This window comes from Mycobacterium persicum (assembly GCF_002086675.1).
Lineage (GTDB): Bacteria > Actinomycetota > Actinomycetes > Mycobacteriales > Mycobacteriaceae > Mycobacterium > Mycobacterium persicum.
Window position 1 is genome coordinate 1 of sequence record NZ_MVIF01000006.1, and the last position, 20,024, is coordinate 20,024.

19 protein-coding genes are annotated in these 20,024 nt (G+C 66.9%); 13 read left to right on the plus strand and 6 right to left on the minus strand.

Annotated features, from left to right (window positions below; translation table 11 throughout):
- On the plus strand, nt 1-943 hold a 943-nt coding region (locus BST40_RS29960), incomplete at its 5' end, for a DUF6777 domain-containing protein (RefSeq protein ID WP_083153449.1).
- Between the two features lie 47 nt (nt 944-990).
- Here the strand turns inward: BST40_RS29960 and BST40_RS03465 are convergent.
- Entirely contained in the window at nt 991-1,632 is a 642-nt protein-coding gene (locus BST40_RS03465) for a TetR/AcrR family transcriptional regulator (RefSeq protein ID WP_241780147.1), read from the minus strand.
- A 98-nt stretch (nt 1,633-1,730) separates the two neighbouring features.
- A complete protein-coding gene (locus BST40_RS03470; RefSeq protein ID WP_075545500.1) occupies nt 1,731-2,954 on the minus strand; it encodes an alkane 1-monooxygenase in 1,224 nt (407 codons plus the stop codon).
- A 310-nt stretch (nt 2,955-3,264) separates the two neighbouring features.
- On the opposite strand from BST40_RS03470, the gene glgX reads away from it, so the two are divergent.
- Both glgX and BST40_RS03480 read left to right on the plus strand, forming a co-directional pair.
- Nucleotides 3,265-5,451, plus strand: a complete 2,187-nt coding sequence (glgX, locus tag BST40_RS03475) for a glycogen debranching protein GlgX (protein WP_075545501.1) — start codon at nt 3,265-3,267, stop codon at nt 5,449-5,451.
- Nucleotides 5,452-5,623: 172 nt separating this feature from the next.
- Nucleotides 5,624-6,385, plus strand: a complete 762-nt coding sequence (locus tag BST40_RS03480; RefSeq protein ID WP_208618898.1) for an SDR family oxidoreductase — start codon at nt 5,624-5,626, stop codon at nt 6,383-6,385.
- A 100-nt stretch (nt 6,386-6,485) separates the two neighbouring features.
- On the opposite strand, the gene BST40_RS03485 is transcribed toward BST40_RS03480, so the two are convergent.
- The 3 genes from BST40_RS03485 to BST40_RS03495 are packed head-to-tail and all read right to left on the minus strand — an operon-like array spanning nt 6,486 to nt 9,426.
- Nucleotides 6,486-7,514, minus strand: coding sequence for an acyl-CoA dehydrogenase family protein (locus BST40_RS03485; protein WP_083153453.1), 1,029 nt, complete (start codon nt 7,512-7,514; stop codon nt 6,486-6,488).
- Nucleotides 7,511-8,650: an acyl-CoA dehydrogenase family protein gene (locus BST40_RS03490; protein ID WP_083153522.1), complete on the minus strand. Its 1,140-nt coding sequence runs from the start codon at nt 8,648-8,650 to the stop codon at nt 7,511-7,513. Before BST40_RS03490 ends, BST40_RS03485 begins: the two co-directional genes overlap by 4 nt.
- Nucleotides 8,650-9,426 carry a crotonase/enoyl-CoA hydratase family protein gene (locus BST40_RS03495; RefSeq protein WP_075545443.1) on the minus strand — a complete coding sequence of 259 codons (777 nt, stop codon included), beginning with the start codon at nt 9,424-9,426 and terminating at the stop codon, nt 8,650-8,652. The genes BST40_RS03490 and BST40_RS03495 overlap by 1 nt, the downstream gene beginning before the upstream one ends.
- Before the next feature lie 111 nt (nt 9,427-9,537).
- On the opposite strand from BST40_RS03495, the gene BST40_RS03500 reads away from it, so the two are divergent.
- A complete protein-coding gene (locus tag BST40_RS03500) occupies nt 9,538-10,356 on the plus strand; it encodes an SDR family NAD(P)-dependent oxidoreductase (protein ID WP_075545444.1) in 819 nt (272 codons plus the stop codon).
- A gap of 5 nt (nt 10,357-10,361) precedes the next feature.
- On the opposite strand, the gene BST40_RS03505 is transcribed toward BST40_RS03500, so the two are convergent.
- Complete coding sequence (locus BST40_RS03505; protein WP_240316454.1) at nt 10,362-10,679, minus strand: hypothetical protein; 318 nt, start codon at nt 10,677-10,679, stop codon at nt 10,362-10,364.
- A 19-nt stretch (nt 10,680-10,698) separates the two neighbouring features.
- Between BST40_RS03505 and BST40_RS30680 the strand changes: the two genes are divergently transcribed.
- The 9 genes from BST40_RS30680 to BST40_RS03545 all read left to right on the plus strand — a co-directional run bounded on the left by BST40_RS30680 (nt 10,699) and on the right by BST40_RS03545 (nt 19,870).
- The gene (locus BST40_RS30680; RefSeq protein WP_162877233.1) at nt 10,699-10,926 is read left to right on the plus strand and encodes a hypothetical protein; all 228 of its coding nucleotides are present in this window, start codon (nt 10,699-10,701) and stop codon (nt 10,924-10,926) included.
- Between the two features lie 222 nt (nt 10,927-11,148).
- Nucleotides 11,149-13,530, plus strand: coding sequence for a heavy metal translocating P-type ATPase (locus BST40_RS03510; protein ID WP_083153455.1), 2,382 nt, complete (start codon nt 11,149-11,151; stop codon nt 13,528-13,530).
- Between the two features lie 150 nt (nt 13,531-13,680).
- On the plus strand, nt 13,681-14,682 hold the full coding sequence (locus BST40_RS03515) for an Acg family FMN-binding oxidoreductase (RefSeq protein WP_083153457.1): 1,002 nt from the start codon (nt 13,681-13,683) through the stop codon (nt 14,680-14,682).
- A gap of 43 nt (nt 14,683-14,725) precedes the next feature.
- On the plus strand, nt 14,726-15,307 hold the full coding sequence (locus BST40_RS03520) for an Rv1733c family protein (protein ID WP_075545447.1): 582 nt from the start codon (nt 14,726-14,728) through the stop codon (nt 15,305-15,307).
- Nucleotides 15,308-15,380: 73 nt separating this feature from the next.
- The gene (locus tag BST40_RS03525; protein ID WP_075545504.1) at nt 15,381-16,502 is read left to right on the plus strand and encodes a 4Fe-4S dicluster domain-containing protein; all 1,122 of its coding nucleotides are present in this window, start codon (nt 15,381-15,383) and stop codon (nt 16,500-16,502) included.
- Nucleotides 16,495-17,358, plus strand: coding sequence for an FAD/NAD(P)-binding protein (locus tag BST40_RS03530; RefSeq protein ID WP_075545448.1), 864 nt, complete (start codon nt 16,495-16,497; stop codon nt 17,356-17,358). The genes BST40_RS03525 and BST40_RS03530 overlap by 8 nt, the downstream gene beginning before the upstream one ends.
- Nucleotides 17,359-18,126 carry an NADH-quinone oxidoreductase subunit B family protein gene (locus BST40_RS03535; RefSeq protein WP_075545449.1) on the plus strand — a complete coding sequence of 256 codons (768 nt, stop codon included), beginning with the start codon at nt 17,359-17,361 and terminating at the stop codon, nt 18,124-18,126.
- A complete protein-coding gene (locus BST40_RS03540; protein WP_075545450.1) occupies nt 18,123-19,415 on the plus strand; it encodes a Ni/Fe hydrogenase subunit alpha in 1,293 nt (430 codons plus the stop codon). The genes BST40_RS03535 and BST40_RS03540 overlap by 4 nt, the downstream gene beginning before the upstream one ends.
- Entirely contained in the window at nt 19,412-19,870 is a 459-nt protein-coding gene (locus BST40_RS03545; protein ID WP_075545451.1) for a hydrogenase maturation protease, read from the plus strand. The genes BST40_RS03540 and BST40_RS03545 overlap by 4 nt, the downstream gene beginning before the upstream one ends.
- Nucleotides 19,871-20,024 lie beyond the last annotated feature (154 nt).

The following is a 20,024-nucleotide window of genomic DNA, read 5'->3' on the forward strand; positions in this document are numbered from 1 at the left end:
ATCCCCACCCTCTCTGCAACCACACAACGGCGGCACCCCCATAGCCACCCAGCCACTGCCCGGCGACCGCGACGGCCTCTACGGCGGCACGCTCAACAACGCCGAATGCGACCGCGACAAAATGATCACCTTCCTGAGCAGCCACCCCGCTCAGGCAGGGGCCTTCGTGGAAGCGCTCAATAGCGATCCGAGCCTGTTCTGGAGCGGCGGTCACCCCCTCACCCCCGCCGACATCCCCACGTATTTGCGCGAACTCACCCCGGTACTACTGCGCCTAGACACCCGCGTCACCAACCACGGATTCGACGGAAGCCGCCCCACCACCCTGCAATCTGTCTTGCAAACCGGCACAGCCGCATTCGTCGACGCCCACGGAGTCCCGCGCGCCCGCTGCTACTGCGGCAACCCCCTCACCGCGCCGATCTCGCTATCAGGCGATGCCCAACCCCTCGGCACAGCCTGGCCAGGCTACGACTCCGAAGCCCTGGCGGCCGTCCAACCCAGCGCCTCAACCATTACTACCTTCGTCCTCGTCGACGTCGTGACCGGCCAAGCGTTCGACCGTCCGGCCGGAACCACCGCCACCAACGACATCCCCCGTAACCAACCCGTTCCCCCGCCCGCCGCACCTACCTTCCCGGCCGCCCAACCGGGGCCGCTCTTCAGCGGCACCTACAAGTTCGACAACGGGCCATGGACCCAACCGGTGCGTTCCGATTGCCCTGGTTGCGACGCGACGATTGTCACCCCAGGCGGTTCGGGGGTGGTGCACTGGAACGGAACCAGCTACCAGGGAACGTTGCACGTTTCGTGCGGTTCACTGGCGTTCGTGGGCACGCCCACCGTGGTCGTCAAGGGGATCGTGCAGGAATTAGCAGTCAATATCGTCGCCACCGGATGCCATCCGGTAACAAGCCGGTTGATGATCCGCGTCGGAGATTGAACGGGTAACGCCTGCCTGACAACGTGTTTCGGTCCCGGGTGCAATGGTCAATGCCGGTCGGTTTCAGACATGCGCTGGCCACCGATCGCTTCGACGAACGGCGTGAGCAGGCGCGCCATGCCCCGCGCGGCTTCGTCGGCGTCGGCCGGGGGCAGCGCGAGAAAGCTCAGGGCGGCCCGGACCACGGCCTGGCCCATCACCGTCGCGTCGTATTCGTCGGCGTTGACCCAGCTGTGCTGGAAGGTCTGCGACAGCTGGCCCGAGGCATGGTCGACCAGGAACTGGCTCTCGACCGTGATCAATCGGAGAATGTCGTTGGGTGCGTCTTCGGTTCGCAATACTTGGACAAGGGGATCATGGTCGACGCGGTCGAAGAAGTCGCGAAAGACCGTCCGCATGGCGCCGTAGCCGTCGCCGTGGTGTTCGTCTATAGCCGTTCGCATTCCGGTGACGATGGTGTCCGTCAGCCGAAGGGCATAGCTACGCGCCAGGCCGCGTCGTGACTGGAACTCGTTGTAGATGGTTCCCCTGCTGACGCCGGCCGCCGATGCCACGTCGGCCATCGTGATCGACGACCACTTCCGTTGGAGCAGTAGGCCGTGCAGCGCGTCGAGCACCCCGTTGTGCATCAGGCTCAACGCGGTGCTCTGATACGGGTTGCGGTTTCGCGATGGCTCGGTCTCGACCATGAGGCTGAGATTAGTGCGCATCGACCGTGCTTTGGGCGTCGTGCCCGCGGGGCCGGGTTCGGTACCCGCGGGCCGAGCCCGCGCATGGACGGCGGCCATCACCGGATTCCGTAGCGGGCCAGGACTTTGTCACGCTTGCGCGGATCGATGTTCACCTTGGTGATGTCACCGCCGTAGTGCTCGATTACGCGGTGGTCCATCACCTTTCGCCACAGCGGTGGGAGGTAGGTCAGGGTGATCAGGGTGGCGTACCCGCTGGGCAGGTTGGGGGCGCCGGCCATGCTGCGCAGCGTCTGATAGCGGCGCAGGGGATTGGCGTGATGATCGCTGTGCCGCTGCAGGTGGTAGAGGAAGATGTTGGTGACGATGTGGTCGGAGTTCCAGCTGTGCACCGGCGCGCACCGTTCGTAGCGCCCGGAAGCGGTTCGTTGCCGTAGCAGACCGTAGTGTTCGAGGTAGTTGACCGATTCCAGCAGCGACGCGCCGTAGAACGCCTGGATGATCAGGAACGGCAGCACCTGCCACCCGAATACGGCGGTCAGCCCGCCGAACAGGACGATCGACATGACCCAGGCGTTGAGCACGTCGTTGCGCAGGCTCCAGCTGGGCTGGTTGATCCGCTGCATGCGGGTCTTTTCCAGTTCCCAGGCCGACTTCAGTGAGCCGAACATGCTGCGCGGCAAGAACATCCAGAAGCTTTCCGCGAATCGCGCGCTGGCCGGGTCCTCCGGGGTGGCCACCCGCACGTGATGGCCGCGGTTGTGCTCGATGTAGAAGTGTCCGTACACCGTCTGGGCGAGGGTGATCTTGGACAGCCATCGCTCGAGGTTCTCGCGCTTGTGCCCCAACTCGTGGGCGGTGTTGATGCCCACCCCGCCGACGACGCCGATGGTCAGCGTCAGGCCGATCTTGGAGATCAGGCCGAGGCCGCCGCTGATGCCGAGCCAGCTCAGGTCGTCGGCCGTCCACAGGTAGCACGCCAGCACCAGGCTGACCATCTGGAACGGAATGAACGCGTAGGTGCAGTAGCGGTAGTACTTGTCGTTCTCGAGTCGCTCCATCACCTCGTCGGGCGGGTTTTGGCCATCGGGGCCGAAGAACAGGTCCAGGATGGGCAACAGGACGTAGAGCAGCAGTGGCCCTACCCACCACAACACCGGAGTGGCGGCGTTCCAGCCGAGTTTGCCGAATGCCCAGGCAACCGCGACGCTCACCGGCAACGCCGTGGGCAGGACGAGTCCCACCAGCCACAGGTGTCGCTTACGGTCTCGCCATCGTTCGACCGGAGACGCTATTACTGCTCCCATTGCGGTGGTCCCCATGATGTTTCCCTTCTGGACTAGGTCGCCGCCGGGGCGGCGGGTCTGGACTAGGTCGCCACCGGGGCGGTGGGTCGACCTGATGAACATATCAGAGAATTTGTGCAATGGGTAGATAAATCTCTAGATTTGTTCAACCTCGGTGACCGCCGACTACGGGCGCCGCAGTGCGCGCCGCCAGCCGAGTCAGCTCGGTGCTCCGCGAAATCGCTTCCCCCGCAAGGCGTTTCGTATCCGGCTGACGTCGACCGAAGCCGACGGGGATAACCTGGGCCGGGTTTGGCCGCGGCACCGACGGGGTATCAACTGCGCCATGACCAGCGCTCCCGTCGTCGCCCCCACGCCCACTCTCGAGGTTTGGCCCGGCCGGGCCTACCCGCTGGGCGCGACGTACGACGGCGCCGGCACGAATTTCGCGCTGTTCAGCGAGGTCGCCCAGCGGGTCGAGCTGTGCCTGTTCGACGCCGACGGCACCGAGACCCGGATCACCCTGCCCGAGGTCGACGCCTTTGTCTGGCACGCCTACCTGCCGACCATCGAACCCGGCCAGCGCTATGGGTATCGGGTCCACGGTCCCTACAACCCCCGCGCCGGGCACCGGTGCAATCCGAGTAAGTTGCTGCTGGACCCGTATTCGAAGGCCATCGACGGCATTTTCGACTGGAACCAGTCGCTGTTCGGTTACACCTTCGGCGACCCGGAGAGCCGCAATGAGGACGACTCGGCGGCCAGTATGCCCAAAGCCGTGGTGATCAACCCCTACTTCGACTGGGGCACCGACCGCCCGCCGAATCACCACTACGCCGACACCGTCATCTACGAGGCTCACGTCAAAGGCCTGACGCAAACGCACCCGGACATCCCGGAGCACCTACGCGGCACCTACGCCGCGGTGGCCCACCCGGCGATCGTCGAGCACCTCACCAGCATCGGTGTCACCGCGATCGAGCTGATGCCGGTGCACCACTTCGCCAACGACTCCACCCTGGTCGAGAAGGGGCTCTCGAATTACTGGGGCTACAACACCATTTCGTTCTTTGCGCCCGACCCGAAGTATTCCAGCGCCACGTCGGCAGGTGGGCAGGTGCAGGAGTTCAAGGCGATGGTGCGCACCCTGCACGAGGCGGGCATCGAGGTGATCCTCGATGTGGTCTACAACCACACCGCCGAGGGCAACCACCTGGGCCCGACGCTGTCGATGCGCGGAATCGACAACGCCGCCTACTACCGGCTGGTCGACGACGACAAGCGCTACTACCTCGACCACACCGGCACCGGCAACAGCCTCAACGTCGGTCATCCGCACTCGCTGCAGCTGATCATGGATTCGTTGCGCTACTGGGTGACCGAGATGCACGTCGACGGCTTCCGGTTCGACCTGGCCGCGACGCTGGCCCGGGAGTTCTACGAAGTCGACCGGCTGGCAACGTTTTTCGAACTCGTCCAACAGGATCCGACGGTGAGCCAGGTCAAACTCATCGCCGAGCCCTGGGATGTCGGACCCGGCGGCTACCAGGTGGGCAATTTCCCGCCGCAGTGGACGGAGTGGAACGGAAAATTCCGCGACACCGTCCGCGACTTTTGGCGCGGTGAGCCCGCCACCCTCGACGAGTTCGCTTACCGACTGTCCGGATCTGCCGATCTCTACGAGCACACCGCGCGCCGGCCGGTGGCCTCGATCAACTTCGTCACCGCCCACGACGGGTTCACGCTGCGCGACCTGGTCTCCTACAACGACAAGCACAACGAGGCCAACGGCGAGGACAACAACGACGGCGAGAGCTACAACCGCTCGTGGAACTGCGGCGTGGAGGGACCGACCGACGATCCCGGCGTCAACGAGCTGCGAAGCCGCCAGCAGCGCAACTTCCTCACCACCTTGCTGCTGTCCCAGGGCGTGCCGATGATCTGCCACGGCGACGAACTCGGACGCACCCAGAACGGGAACAACAACGGCTACTGCCAGGACAACGAAATCACCTGGGTCAATTGGGCCGAGGCCGACACCGGCCTGCTGGATTTCACCCGCGCGGTGTCGGCGCTGCGGGCCAACCATCCGGTATTTCGCAGGCGCCGGTTTTTTTCCGGCAAGCCGGTGGGCCGTCGCGGCGAGGACGGTGTGCCCGACATCGCCTGGTTCGCCGCCGACGGATCGGAGATGACCGAGGAGGACTGGGGCGCGAGCTACGCGAAATCCATCGCGGTGTTCCTCAACGGCCACGGCATCCCCGACCGCGACCTACGGGGTCAGCGGGTGCTCGACGACTCGTTCGTCCTGTGCTTCAACGCCCACCACGAGCCGATCGAATTCACCTTGCCACCAGCCAAATTCGGCGAGAGGTGGCGCACGGTGATCTACACCGGTGCCCGGCGGCTGGCGCCCTGCGACGAATTGCCCGCCGCGGCAACGCTCACCGTCGATGCGCGCAGCGCGGTGGTGCTGCAAGCCGCGAACGAATTGCCGAGCCAGTCCGCTGTCGCCGGCATTGCCGGGCAGTAGCGTTTCGGATCGGCTGCCCGACCAGCCGTCTCGCCGAGCCTGTAATTTCGCAGGCCCGTACTCGCACTTTGTCTGCAATAACACAGTTTCGGCGACCCGATACGCTGTGGCTTTGGCGGGACTCGTCGCACATGGTCAACGCTTGGGGTAGGAGGCGGCTATGTCGAAAACGGTGGTCATCGGCGCCTCGAGCGGCCTGGGGCGCTGTATCGGCATCGGACTTGCGCAGCGCGGCGACGACGTCGCGCTGCTCGCGCGGCGGCTCGAGCGAACCCAGGCCGCTGCCAACGAAGCCGGCCCCGGTGCCATTGCCCTGGAATGCGACGTCACCGACGAGGCGTCGTGCCGAGCGGCTATCGCCGCGGCCGCCGAGGCGCTCGGCGGCATCGACAACCTCGTCTACGCCCCGGCCATCAGTCCACTGGTCCGCCTGGTCGATACCGATGCCGACACCTGGCGGCAAGTCTTCGACACCAACGTCATTGGTGCGGCGGTGGCGACCGCGGCAGCGGTGCCACACTTGGCCGCCGCCTCGGGCAAGGCGGTCTACTTGTCATCCGACACGGGTGGTTACACACCGCCGTGGCCCGGGCTCGGCGCGTACGGGGTCAGCAAGGCGGCTCTTCAACGGCTCGTCGAGGCATGGCGAGCCGAGCACCCCGGTATCGGGTTCACCTGCCTCATCGTGGGCGAGTGCGCCGGCGGCGAGGGCGATGCACGGACCGGAATGAACATCGGCTGGGACGGCGATCTTGCCAGGAAGGCCTATCCATTGTGGCTGTCCGCCGGCACTATGCCGGGCAAGTTAATGCCGGTCGAGGATCTGGTCAATGTGGTGCACACCATCCTGCGCACCGACGCCGCAACGTCGATGCCGATCGTGGTCGCCAGGGGGGCATCGGCTGCCGGCGGACCGGTTCTCGACGCCGGTTAGGGGGAGCCGGCCTGACGCGCAGCGTGAGCGTAACGCCAGAGCGATATCGAGCAGCGCGATTTTTCGCCGTGGCGTTACGCCCGGCGAAAAGCGCCTGGCGTCACCCGGTTATCAGGCTCCAGAGGCCGGCCGACCCCGCTTTCAGTGCCGCGCGGGTGACCTGCTCGTCCCAGTAGTGGACCGAACCGAACTCCGAGCGCCACGCCAGTGCCGCGCGGGTGTACTCGTGCAGGCGGTGTTCGTGCGTGGTACCCATCGCGCCATGGACCTGGTGAGCATTGCGCACCACGACCGAACAGGCCTGACCCGCACACGAACGCGCAACGGCGACAAGGAAATCCAGGTTCGGCGCGGACCACTCGCTGCGAACCGCGGCGGTGAGCGCGGACTCCGTCGCGGCCCGGGCGAGGGCGGCCTCGGCGGCGATGTCGGCGATCAGGTGCTGGATCGCCTGAAATTTCGACAGCGGCCGGCCGAACTGGACCCGTGAAGTCGCATGCTCGATGGACAGCTGCACAATCCGGTCCAGTGCCGCACACACCTGGATCGCCCGCACCAGCGCAGACCTGCGCGACAGCGTCGCCACCACCGGCATGGCAACCGGAACCCCGCGCAGCACGGCGGGATCCGCCGATACCGTGTCGCGCGGTTCACCGATCAGGTTGGTACCAGCGGTGATAACGAGCGATTCTGCCGCAACGTCGGCCAGCTGGTATCCGGAGCCGGTGTGCCAGACCACCACGATCCGGTCTGCGCCGCTGGCCCAGGGCACGTCTTCGGCAATGCCCCGGTCGTCGAGCAGACACACCGTCCGCACCGCGCTGTCGGCGGGCATCCGGTTGGCCTGCAGCAGCCAGCACGCCAACAAATCGTGCTCGGCCAACGGAATTCGCACCGCATGGCGAACCGCCGCGGCAAGCAGCTCGGCCGCTTCGTACCAGCCGGCACCGCTGCCGCCGGACTCTTCGGACCCAGTGAGCCGCACCAGGCCGAGATCATCGAGGCGTCCCCACAGTGCCGCGTCACGCGCCACGCCCCCAGGATGGGTTTCGCGATAACCCGCGAAGACGGCGTCCATCATCTCGGCCAGGGCGGGGTCGACCGGGCCGGTTGGATCGACGGTCGTCATCGCAGCCCCAGCCCCCGCGCGATGACACCCCGCAACACCTCGTTGGTGCCGCCGCGCAGCGTGAACCCCGGACGCTGGTCGATCGCCCGCGACACCAGATCGGCGTAGTGCGAATCACCGCCTGCGTGGCGGTCGGCGAAGTCGGCGATGTCGCCTTCGGCGGTGGTGCCGAGCACCTTGACCACCGCCGCGGCGACGTCGGCCCGTTCATGGCGTTGCAGCGCACCCGCCACCGCGGCCGACATCTGATGCAGCCCGGCAACCCGCGCCACCAGCCGCCCCAGATTGACATCATACGAAAGCCGTTGCAGGGCCATGTTTTCGGCGGCCGAAGCCAGCAGTACGAAGGTCGACAGGAAGCGTTCGGGCCCGCTGCGCTCGAAACTCAGCTCCGATGTCACCTGCTGCCAACCGTCGCCGATTTCGCCGAACACCATGCCGTTGGGCACGAACGCTTTGTCGAGGATGACCTCGTTGAAATGGTGGTCGCCGTTCATCGAGATGATAGGACGGATCTCGACGCCGGCCGAGCGCAGATCGACGATGAACTGACTGAGCCCGGCGTGGCGATCGGCTCGATCCACCGGTGCGGTGCGGGCGAGCACGATGAATGCGTGTGCGCGATGGGCGCCCGACGTCCAGACCTTGGTGCCCGACAGCGACCAGCCGCCGGCGACGCGCTCGGCCCGGGTGCGCACACTGGCCAGGTCGGAGCCGGAATCGGGTTCGCTCATGCCGATGCCGAAAAAGCACTCGCCACGCACAATCCGCGGCAGGAAATGCGACTTCTGTTGATCGGTACCGTATTTGAGCAGCGACGGCACGATTTGGCGGTCCGCGACCCAATGCGCGGCCACCGGAGCACCGGCTGCCAGCAGTTCTTCGGTGACGACGAACCGCTCCACAAATGAGCGTCCGTGGCCGCCGTATTCGACGGGCACGGTCATGCCCAGCCAGCCGCGTGCCGCCAGCGCCGCGGTGAACTGCTCGTCCCACTGCGTCAGCCAGGCATCGACGGACGGGGTGAATGCTCCGGCGTCCAATTGCTCGGCGAGAAACGCGCGAACCTCGGCCCGCAACGCGTCGGTGCCCGAGGGGTCGACGACGGCGGGCGGCACCAACCTGGGCGGTGCCATCAACGGGTCTTCCACTTGGCGATGCGGTGCTGGTGCTCGGGGTCGCGATGGGCCAGCGGTTGCATAGCCGCGGCCATCCCCAGCGTCGACTCCAGGGATCCGGTCCGTGACTCCTGCAGCAGCCGCTTGGCCATCCGCAATGCGTGGGCGGGGTTGTTGCTGATGCGGTCGGCCAGCGCCTGTGCTTCGGCCAGCAGTTCCTCGTGTGGTACCACGCGGCTCACCATGCCCCACTGCAGGGCGGTCGGGGCGTCCACCCGGTCGCCGGTGAACGTCATCTCTGCGGCGCGTTCGTAGCCGACGATCCGCTGCAGAAACCAGGTGCCGCCGTCGCCGGGGATCAGCCCGAGCTGCACGAAGCTCTCGGCGAACCAGGCGCGTTCCGACGCGACCCGAACGTCGCACATCATCGCCAGGTCGCAGCCGGCGCCGATGGCCGGCCCGTTGATCGCGCCGATCAACGGAACCTCGAGCCGGGTCAAAGCCCGCGGGATCCGCTGGATCCCGTCGATATAGGCGTGCCGCTGATCGATCGCGTCCAGCCCGAACATCCCGTCGCGGTCGGCCATCTCCTTGACGTTGCCGCCGGCGGAGAAGATCTTGCCGGTTCCGGTCAAAATGACCGCGCAGAGGCTGGTGTCGGCGTTAGCGTCGTCGACGGCGGTTTCGAATGCGGCGATGAAATCCTTGCCGGTGATCGCGTTGCCGACATCGGGCAGGTTGATCGTCCAGACCCGGGTCGGTCCGTTGCTGGCGATGTCCAAGACGGTGCTCATGACGGAAACTGTAAGGACTCGGTCTTGCGCTAACCCGATCGCGGTGCCCGAATAGAACTGGTGGCTTTCGCCGATGCCACGTGGTGCTGGCTTCAGCGCGGAGGAGGAACCATGCCCGACGTCGCGAAGTACGGCCCGTGGGCGGTGATCGCCGGTGGTTCGGAGGGCGTAGGCGCGGAATTCGCCACGCAGTTGGCCGGTGCCGGGCTGAACCTGGTGCTGATCGCGCGCAAGCCGGGACCGCTGGCCGACACCGCGGACAGGTGCCGGGAGATCGGTGTGCAGGTGCATACGATTGCCGTGGATCTTCTTGATACTGAATCGATTTGGCGGATCAGCGCGGAAACGGCCGACCTGGAGGTCGGCCTGCTGATCTACAACGCCGGCGCCAACACCTGCCGGCAGAAGTTCCTCGACGCCGATCTGACCGACATCGCTCGAGTCGTCGACCTCAACGTGACCCGGATGCTCGAACTGGTACATCACTTCGGCCGGCCGATGCGCGCCCGCCGTCGCGGCGGCATCCTGCTGATCGGTTCGAGCGCAGCGACATACGGCTCGATGCGGCAGTCGGTGTATGCCGGCGTCAAGGCGTTCAGTCGGCTGTTCGCCGAGAGCCTGTGGCTGGAGCTGCGCGACTGCGGGGTTGACGTTCTCGAGTTGGTGCTGGGGGTGACCCGCACGCCGGCCATGGAGCGAGCCGGCCTGAACTTCGACGTGCCCGGGATCTCGGTGGCCGAACCCGCCGACGCAGCGCGCGAGGGTTTGCAGAACTTGGCATCCGGCCCGGTGTTCATCACCGGAGACAACGCCGCCGCGGTGCACCGCGGCAGTGGACCCGATCGTGCCGCGATAGTCCTCGGCGGGCACCGGCTGATGCAGAAACTCATCGGCGCCTCGCGGCGCGATGTGTCAGGAGAACGACACTGAGATCGTCAGCTGCCCGGCCCGATGACGAAGCACCGGCCGGCGCTGCTGTCGAAAAACACCTCTGCGACCGCAGATTGGTTGATGGTCGCAAACTCGAAGCGGTGTACTTGTTGCCCCGCTTCGATATCGGCTTCCTGGGACTCGATGGTGCCGTCCTTCTTGCGCACTACCGCGGTCACTTTGTCGGGCTTTGCCATGTTCTGCGGCTCATGGAAATACCACACCTCGATGCCGGCCCCGGACGACGTCGCCTGCCAGCCGTCGGAATAGAAACACGCGGGATTGCCCTCGGCGTCCGGCGGCGGCGGTGGACAGATCGACAACCCCACACACGGTGCGGTGGTGGTGGGAGCTGACGGTGACGCAGTGGTACCGGGTTGGCTGGTGCTCGCAGTGGTCGTGTTGACCGTCGTCGAGGTGGAACTCGAAGCCGACGGGCGTGGCGCCGGCTTTTGCGGCGACCCGCATGCCACGATCCCCGGCCAACTGAGCGCGAAGACGACGACCAGCAACCTGACTATCGGCATCGGATTCCTTCGGTGCTCGTCCCGCGGCCGGGTATACGGCTAGACCTATCGGCGCGTGATTGTACGCAGCACCCGGCTCGTGAATCACGAAATGCGTCGACGTCGGCCCGGCCAGGCCCGGAGTCCAAGGACCCGGGGGAGCTGGGCATTACGGCCCTAGCAGGGCCAACGTCGAGCTGGTGAACTCGATTGCGGATTCGTTGCGCTGTATCGGGCCCGGCTGTGGTGGACGTCGAAAGTATCGGCAAGCGATAGGATTTTCGAGGTGGTTGGCGATACCGCAACTTCGGGCGACCGGTGGCTATCGCGAGTTCGCCGATTGATCGAACCGGCACTGGTGGTGTCGACCGTAGGTCTATTGGCCGCCGGCGGGATCGCCTGGTTGCTTGGCGAGCGCCGCCTGGCCGACGGCTGTTGGATCGCGGGTACCGCACTGGCCGTCGTGCCGGCCTCGGTCTGGGTCATGGCCGCGTTGCGCCGGGGCCGCATCGGCGTCGACGTCATCGCGGTGTTGTCACTGATCGGCACCCTGCTGGTGGGCGAATACGTGGCCGGCGCATTGATCGCGGTGATGCTGGCAAGTGGTCGTGCCCTCGATGCGGCCGCCGAACGCCGCGCGTCGCGCGACCTGCGGTCGCTGCTCGAGCGTGCGCCGCGGTTTGCAAGGCGACGTGCCGGCACCCAGGTCAGTCTTGTCCCGTTGGCGGACGTGGTCGTCGACGACATTGTCGTTGTCGGCCCGGGTGAGGTGGTCCCCGTGGACGGGCGCATCGTCGACGTGGTAGCCGTCCTTGACGAGTCCGCGCTGACCGGCGAGCCGCTGCAGGTGGAACGTGCGGTCGGCGAACCGGTCCGCAGCGGTGTGGTCAACGCCGGCAGCGCTTTTGAGCTGCGCGCCACCAAAACCGCCGACCAGAGCACCTACGCCGGCATTGTCCGAATGGCGCAGCAGGCGGGTGCGGAGACCGCACCGATCGTGCGGTTGGCCGACCGCTACGCGGCATGGTTCCTGCCGCTGTCGCTGCTGCTGGCCGCGGCTGCCTGGCTGGCGAGCGGGTCGGCCGTCCGCGCCGTGGCGGTTCTGGTGGTGGCAACCCCGTGTCCGCTGCTGCTGGCCGCGCCGGTGGCGATCGTCTCCGGGCTGTCTCGGGCGTCCCGGGCCGGGGTGGTGATCCGCAGCGGAGTCGCGTTGGAAAACCTCGGGCACGCAACGACTTTGGTGATGGATAAGACCGGCACGCTGACGATGGGGCGTCCTGTTGTGGTCGACGTGGTGGCTGCCCCCGGCCGGGACGCCACCGAGACGCTGCGGCTGGCCGCCTCGGTGGACCAGCTTTCCCCGCACGTCCTGGCCGAGGCCATCGTCACCGAAGCGCTCAGCCGGGGTCTGCGCTTGTCGCTCCCGGCTGAAGTCGCCGAAGAGCCGGGCCGCGGTGTCACCGCCAACATCGACGGGCATCGGATCACGGTCGGCAAGTCGGCCGCCGACGCCCTGACCGGCGCCTGGGTGCGAGCCGCGATCAACCGGGCCCGGTTGGACAGCGCGGCGATCGCCTGGGTCTGCGTCGACGGCGACCCGGCCGGGGCGGTGTTACTGCGCGACCCATTGCGCCGGCACGCGCCGCGCACCGTGCGCCGATTGCGCGAGGCCGGGCTGAACCGGCTGATCCTGCTCACCGGCGACCGGGCCGAACCGACGCGGGAGGTCGCCACGATTCTGGGCCTGGACGAGGTCTACGCCGACCAGAGCCCGGCCGACAAGTTCGCCGCGGTGCGCGCCGAATCCGAACGCGCGGTGACGGTGATGGTCGGTGACGGCGTCAACGACGCCCCCGCGCTGGCGGCGGCCACCGTCGGGGTGGCGATGGGCGCCCGGGGAGCCACCGCGTCCTCGGAGGCCGCCGACATCGTGTTGACCACCGATCGGCTCGATCGGCTGGCCGATGCGATGGACATCGCGCGCTGGTCGCGGCGGATCGCGGTGCAGAGCGCGGTCGTCGGCATGAGCCTGTCGCTGCTGGCCATGGCGATCGCGGCGCTGGGCTGGCTGCCGCCTGCGGCCGGTGCATTGTTGCAAGAGGGTATCGATATCGCGGTGATCGGCAACGCGCTTCGGGCGTTACGCGGTAACCCAGACACCGAGTTGCGCTTGGCCGCGGGTACCGAGCAGTTGCTGCACCGCTTCGCGGACGAACACGACCAGCTGCGTGACACCATCGGGCTGCTGCGCACCGCCGCCGATCGGGTGGCTGCCGGGCCTGATGCCGCGGCGCTGGCGTCGTTGACCGCGGCGCATACCCTGCTGACCGAGCGGATCCTGCCGCACGAACAGGCGGAGGAGGCCCAGCTTTACCCGGCGCTGGCGCGTCCGCTGGGCAGCGGTGAAGCCACCGCCACCATGAGCCGCACCCATGCCGAAATCCAGCGGCTATCCGATCGGATCGCGACCCACCTGGCGCTGGCGCAGTCGGCCGGGGCAATTCGGCATGACCAAGTCGACGACCTGCTGGCCTGCCTGTACGGCCTGTATGCGCTGTTGCGGTTGCACTTTGTGCAGGAAGAGGAAAGCTACTTCACCCTCGCCGAAGACGACGCCGCGACCGGGCCGCCGCCGCGGCCCGCCAGCGCGCAAGCACCCAACTCCTGAATCCCTTCGCCGGCGTGGCGCCGAGAGGACGTTCGCCGATTCGGCAATGGCACAAAGTCCTTCGCTGCAAGGACGCCGTGCCCTCGTCCCGCCGATGTGATTGCGCAATCGTTGATACGACGACTCCGCCGACCGAAAGGAGTAACGACCATGACTGCGCATTTTCCGGATGCCGGCACAGTCCGCACGGTCCTGACGCTGGCCTCTCGGGCGCCGTCTGTGCACAACACGCAGCCGTGGCGGTGGCGGGTGGGGGAAGCGTCCCTGCATCTCTACGCCGACACCGGCCTGCAGTTGCCCACCACCGACCCGGAAGGGCGTGACCTGATCCTGAGTTGCGGTGCGGCACTGAACCACTGCATCATCGCCCTGGCCGCGACGGGTTGGCAAGCCAAAGTGTGTAGGGTGCCCAATCCTGCGGACCCGAGTCATCTTGCCTCCATCGAAGTGTCTCGTCAGAACGCCGATCAGTTGGACATCATGCTGGCCGCGGCGATACCGCGGCGGCGAACCGATCGGCGGCACTACAGTTTCTGGCCGGTGCCGGTCAGCGACATAGCGTTGATGGCTGCGCGAGCGGCCCGCAATGGGGTGACGCTACATCAGGTCGACGCCATGGACAAGCTGAATGCCGTTGTGGCGAAATCGGTTTGGGACCACGCATCCGATGCCGACTATCTCGCCGAGCTTACCGCGTGGAGTGGCCGGCACGCCTCGGCGGTCGGTGTTCCCGCCCGCAATACGCCCATACCCGACCCTGCGGCGCCGATACCCAGCCGGCGTTTCGCCGGCCCGGAGCTGGCCATGCCGCCGGATGTCTCGCCCGCCGACGACAATGCGGTGATGCTGGCATTGGGAACGCGCACCGACGATCGGCTGGCTCAGCTACGCGCCGGTGAGGCAACCAGCGTCGTGCTGTTGACCGCGACGGCGATGGGCCTGGCCAGCTGCCCGGTCACCGAACCGCTGGAAATCGCCGAAACACGTGCGGCGGTTCGTGCCGATGTCTTCGGCGATAGCCAGTATCCGCAGATGCTGCTGCGGGTGGGCTGGGCGCCCATCAATGCCGACCCATTGCCGTCGACGCCGCGACGTGACCTCTCCGAGATCGTCGAGTGGATTGCCGACGGCGAGAAATCCGTCACTGAATAGCCGTCCGATTCCCAAGGCCCGCAAGAAGTTTCAGGAAGTTGCGATGGAGACGTTCACCATAGACCCGCGCTGTTGGCGGCTCGCCCGCTTGGTCGGTCGCAATCCGCTGCTTCGGCGCACCGACCGTCTGGAAGCCCTGCTGCTGCTGGTCGTGCTGGTCGCGTCGCTTTTGCTGATACCTGCCGCCGCTATCGTAGGCGCTGAGGTCCTCGACGCCCGGGACCACCAATACGCCGCGCAGGCACAGGTACGGCACCCGGTGACGGCCACGGTCACCGGTGCCACCCACGACCCGAACTCCGAAGGCATTGTCGTACACGTGCGCTGGGCGGCGGCGGCCGGCGAGCGCACCGGCTCGTTCCGGCACAGTGCTCCGCTCAATGTGGGGCAGCGCGTCGAAATCTGGGTGGACCGGGACGGCAACCTGGTCCGGCCACCGACACCGAGGTGGCATGCGGGCGTGGACGCGGTCGTCACCTCGGTGCTGATCGTGCTGACCTGCGGGGCCGCGATGTCATTAGTGGTCGGCTCGGTCCGCTCCCGGCTCGACCGGGCACGCGATGCCGCATGGGAGCGCGACCTCAGTTGCCTGCAGGACGACGGTGGCCGGAGGAATCGGTATTGAACACCTGTGCCGGGACAAGATTCAGATGCCGCAGCATTCGCCAGCGTTTGTGAAATAGGCTGATGACGTGTCGATGACCAGACATGGGGAAGACTCCAAGGCTGTATTGCTGGACACCGTCGGGTTGCACCGCCTGGTCGAGGTGCTGATCCAGCGGGGCTATCGTGTCATTGGTCCGACGTTGCGCGACAACGCGATTGTGCTCGCCGAACTCGACTCGGCCGACGATCTTCCGCGTGGTTGGGGCGTCGACGTGGCGCCGGGGCACTATCGGGTGCGCCGGCGCGACGACGACGCGGCGTTCGGGCATTCGGCCGGGCCGCAGTCGTGGAAACAGTTCCTGCACCCGCCGCGGCAGCGGTTGTGGGCTGGCACCCGGGACGGGTTCGGCGCCACCGAATCCGAGGATGTTCCGCGGTATGCCTTCCTCGGCGTGCGCGGCTGCGATCTGGCCGCGATCGCGACGCTCGACCGGGTGCTGGGTAGTGCGGCATACGCCGACAGCACCTTCGTCGGCCGCCGGCGTCAGGCTTTCGTGGTCGCGGTGAATTGCACCGAACCGGGCGGGCTGTGTTTCTGCGCCTCGATGGGCACCGGACCGGCAGTCGGACCCGGTTACGACTTGGCGTTGACCGAGCGCGTCGGCGCCGAGGGGATGACCTACCTGGTGGACGTCGGTAGCCAAGACGGCGCCGACGTGCTCGCGGCGCTGCCGCACCGGCCGGCTGGCGGCGACGAAATCGATTGCGCGCGCGCCGATGTCGAGGCCGCATCGCATCGGATGGGACGGCAGATGCCGGACACTGATCTACGTGAGCTACTTGTCCGGTCACGCGAGTCGCCGCAGTGGGAAGAGGTGGCCAGTCGCTGCCTTACCTGCGGCAATTGCACGATGGTGTGCCCGACCTGCTATTGCACCAGCACCGAAGACGTCACCGACCTGACCGGTGAGCACGCCGAACGCTGGCAGCATTGGGCGTCCTGCTACGAATTCGACTTCACCTATGTCCACGGCGGCGGCAGTGTGCGCCGGTCCGGCGCGTCGCGGTACCGGCACTGGCTCACCCACAAGCTGGGTACTTGGCATGACCAGTTCGACATGTCGGGCTGCGTCGGCTGTGGGCGTTGCATTGCCTGGTGCCCCACCGGCATCGACATCACCGAGGAAATGAACAAGATGGCCCGCGATGACTGAGGGAGGCGTCCCGGTGACCAGCGCCTTGCCGCCGTCCGCGATGGCGCCGGTCCCGTATCGGGTACGCAGCCGGGTGGTGGAAAGCCCGGATGCGGCGACGTTGTGTCTGGAGCCGCTCGATGCGGTACTTCCCGCGCCGCAACCCGGTGAATTCATGATGCTCTACGCATTCGGCGTCGGCGAAGCGGCGATATCCATCAGCGGGGATCCCACCGTCACCGACGGCTCGATTACCCACACCATCCGCGCGGTCGGGGCGGTCAGCCGCGCCCTGCACGGTGCCAGGCCGGGCAGCCTGATCGGGGTGCGCGGGCCGTTCGGCACCACCTGGGGACTCGACGAGGCGGCCGGACGGGATTTGGTGATGGTGGCCGGCGGGGTGGGACTGTGCCCGCTGCGTCCGGCAATCCTTGGCGCGTTGGCGAACCGCACCCGCTACGGCAGGCTGATGCTGGTCGTGGGGGCCCGCTCCAAGACCGACTTTCTGTTCGCCGCACAACTGGAAAAGTGGGCGGAGGACCCGCACATCGAACTCCACCTGACCGTCGACGTGCCCGTCCAGGACTGGCGCGGTGAAGTCGGTCTGGTGACCGAACCGCTGCGCCGGCTCACGCTGCGGCCCGACCGCACCACCGCGTTCCTGTGCGGGCCCGAGCCCATGCTCCGGTTCGGGGCAGACGCCCTGCTCGCCAAAGGCGTTGCGGCGCGAGATATTCGGGTATCGCTGGAGCGGAACATGCAGTGCGGTGTCGGTTGGTGCGGCCACTGCCAGCTGGGCCCATTACTGGTGTGCCGGGACGGACCGGTCGTCGGGTACGACGTCGCCGGCCCGCTACTACGGGTCAAGGAGCTGTAGATGAGTCCCAGTCTGGCGGTGTGGAAATTTGCCTCGTGTGACGGTTGCCAGCTGACCCTGCTCGACTGCGAGGACGAGCTGCTCACTCTTGCCGACCAGGTGCGGATCGCCACGTTCGCCGAGGCCTCCAGCGCGATGGTCGGCGGGCCGTACGACATATCACTGGTCGAGGGATCCGTCACCACCCACCACGACGAGCAGCGCATCCGCGAGATCCGGGACCAGTCGAAGATACTGGTCACCATCGGCGCGTGCGCGACCGCCGGCGGGGTGCAAGCGCTACGCAACTTCGCCGACGTCGGCGAGTTCACCTCGCTGGTCTATGCGAATCCGGAATACATTGACACCTTGGCGACTTCGACGCCCGCGGCCGCACACGTCAAGGTCGACTACCAGCTGCACGGCTGTCCGATCGACCGCGGACAGCTGCTGGACACCCTGGCCGCGCTGCTGGTCGGGCGCAAACCGCGGCTGCCGGCCAAGACGGTGTGCACCGAATGCAAACTGCGTGGTACGACGTGTATCGTTGTCGCCGAAGGCATTCCGTGCCTGGGGCCGGTCACCCATGCCGGCTGCGGCGCCTTGTGTCCCAGCCATCATCGTGGCTGCTACGGCTGCTTCGGTCCGTCCGCGGCACCGCAAACCGCCACGCTGATACCGCTGCTGCGCCGCGACGGGATGTCCGACGGGGATGTCGACCGGGTGTTTTCGACGTTCAACGTCACCGCGTTCGCCGCTGAACGAGCCGATGCGCGGAGCGACCGATGACCCCGCAAGACCGGACGCTCAGCGTCGGCACCCTGACCCGCGTCGAAGGGGAAGGGGCGCTGCATGTCACGCTGAAGGACGGCGCGCTGGACAGCGTGCAGCTCAACATCTACGAGCCGCCAAGGTTTTTCGAAGCATTCCTGCGGGGGCGGGCTTACACCGAGCCACCGGACCTGACCGCGCGGATCTGCGGCATCTGCCCGGTCGCCTATCAGGTCAGTGCCTGCAACGCGATCGAACAGGCCTGCGGAGTCGAGATGGATCCCGAGCTCGTGGCGCTGCGCCGGCTGTTGTACTGCGGCGAATGGATCCACAGCCACGTCCTGCATGTCTACCTGCTGCACGCGCCGGACTTCCTCGGCTGTCCAGACGTGATCGCCCTGGCCCGCGACCAGCGTGCGGCGGTCGAGCGCGGGCTGCGGCTGAAGAAGGCCGGCAACAAGCTGATGGACTTCCTCGGCGGACGGTCGATACATCCCATCAACGTGCGTCTGGGCGGGTTCTACTCGGTGCCCCACCGGTCGCAGTTGGCGCCGCTGGCCGAGCTGTTGCGCCGGGCGCTCGACGACGCGTTGGCGACGGTGGAGTGGGTGTCCGGGTTCGACTTTCCCGACCTCGAGCTCGACCACGAGATGCTGGCGTTGAGCCAGCCGGGTCAGTATGCGATCGAGAACGGCGCCATCGCGCGCAGCGCCGGCCCGTCGTTCCCGGTGGCCGAGTTCACCGGCCACGTGCACGAGTCGCAGGTGCCGCATTCGACCGCGCTGCATGCCACCCTTGACGGTGGCCGCTACCTGACTGGGCCGATGGCGCGGTATTGCCTCAATTCGTCGGCGCTGTCGCCGGTCGCCGCCGAGGCCGCCGCAGCCGCTGGACTGTCGAGTGAATGCCGAAATCCTTTCCGCAGCATTGTTATTCGTGCCGTCGAGGTGGTCTACGCACTCGAGGAGGCGCTGCGCATCATTGACGGATACCAGCGGCCGTCACGCCCATTCGTGGAGGTGCCGGTCCGTGCGGGCGTCGGTCACGGCGTCAGTGAGGCGCCCCGCGGCCTGCTGTACCACCGATACGAAATCGACGACGCCGGGCTGATTTTGGCGGCGACGATCATCCCGCCCACTTCTCAGAACCAGGCGGCCATCGAGGACGACCTGGCTCGCGTGGTTTCGGCGAACCTCGCGCTCGATGATGCCGAGTTGACCACCCTGTGCGAGAAGGTGATCCGCAACTACGACCCGTGCATCTCCTGCTCCGCGCATTTCCTGACGCTGACGGTGCAACGCGGATGACCGCGGGCCCGGTTGTCGTCGTCGGGCTGGGCAATCGCTACCGCCGCGACGACGGCGTGGGCGTTGTCGCCGCCGCCGCACTCGACGAACTGGGGTTGCCCGATATCCGGGTGGTGACCGACATTGTGGAGCCCATGGGCCTGCTGGAGGCGTGGTCGGGTGCTGGGCTAGCCATCGTGATCGATGCCGCCGTCGCCACGCCGCCCCTGCCGGGCCGGGTAACCCGTTGTGCGCTCAGCGATCTGGTGTCACCCGAGGCCATCAGTTCGCATCGCGTCGACGTCGCCGCCGCATACGCATTGGGGCAGGCCCTTGACCGGGTGCCTGACGCGCTGGTGGTGGTCTCCGTCGAAGCGGCCGATACCGGCCCCGGCGTCGGTTTGACACCGCAGGTGGCAGCCGCGGTGCCGGCGGTGGTGCGCATGGCTGTCGATGAAATCGATCGAGCGCGCTGAGCCGTTATGCGGCTGACAACTGCTGCTGAGAAGGAAACCTTCGGCAAATACCAATCGCACGGGGGATCCAAAGCAGATTCCCCTCGAGATCTCACCGTTGTCAATAATCCCCTCACAATGGAGCAGATGCCGGACGAATTTCCGGTGACACTCC

What these genes read in the sequence shown, in the direction of transcription:
- BST40_RS03535 (WP_075545449.1), top strand. Translation starts at nt 17,359, where the DNA reads ATGAGTCCCAGTCTGGCGGTGTGGAAATTTGCCTCGTGTGACGGTTGC.
- BST40_RS03500 (WP_075545444.1), top strand. Translation starts at nt 9,538, where the DNA reads ATGCCCGACGTCGCGAAGTACGGCCCGTGGGCGGTGATCGCCGGTGGT.
- BST40_RS03470 (WP_075545500.1), bottom strand. Translation starts at nt 2,954, where the DNA reads ATGGGGACCACCGCAATGGGAGCAGTAATAGCGTCTCCGGTCGAACGA.
- glgX (WP_075545501.1), top strand. Translation starts at nt 3,265, where the DNA reads ATGACCAGCGCTCCCGTCGTCGCCCCCACGCCCACTCTCGAGGTTTGG.
- BST40_RS03485 (WP_083153453.1), bottom strand. Translation starts at nt 7,514, where the DNA reads ATGACGACCGTCGATCCAACCGGCCCGGTCGACCCCGCCCTGGCCGAG.
- BST40_RS03490 (WP_083153522.1), bottom strand. Translation starts at nt 8,650, where the DNA reads ATGGCACCGCCCAGGTTGGTGCCGCCCGCCGTCGTCGACCCCTCGGGC.
- BST40_RS03520 (WP_075545447.1), top strand. Translation starts at nt 14,726, where the DNA reads ATGGAGACGTTCACCATAGACCCGCGCTGTTGGCGGCTCGCCCGCTTG.
- BST40_RS03495 (WP_075545443.1), bottom strand. Translation starts at nt 9,426, where the DNA reads ATGAGCACCGTCTTGGACATCGCCAGCAACGGACCGACCCGGGTCTGG.
- BST40_RS03515 (WP_083153457.1), top strand. Translation starts at nt 13,681, where the DNA reads ATGACTGCGCATTTTCCGGATGCCGGCACAGTCCGCACGGTCCTGACG.
- BST40_RS03525 (WP_075545504.1), top strand. Translation starts at nt 15,381, where the DNA reads ATGACCAGACATGGGGAAGACTCCAAGGCTGTATTGCTGGACACCGTC.
- BST40_RS03465 (WP_241780147.1), bottom strand. Translation starts at nt 1,632, where the DNA reads ATGGTCGAGACCGAGCCATCGCGAAACCGCAACCCGTATCAGAGCACC.
- BST40_RS03545 (WP_075545451.1), top strand. Translation starts at nt 19,412, where the DNA reads ATGACCGCGGGCCCGGTTGTCGTCGTCGGGCTGGGCAATCGCTACCGC.
- BST40_RS03540 (WP_075545450.1), top strand. Translation starts at nt 18,123, where the DNA reads ATGACCCCGCAAGACCGGACGCTCAGCGTCGGCACCCTGACCCGCGTC.
- BST40_RS03530 (WP_075545448.1), top strand. Translation starts at nt 16,495, where the DNA reads ATGACTGAGGGAGGCGTCCCGGTGACCAGCGCCTTGCCGCCGTCCGCG.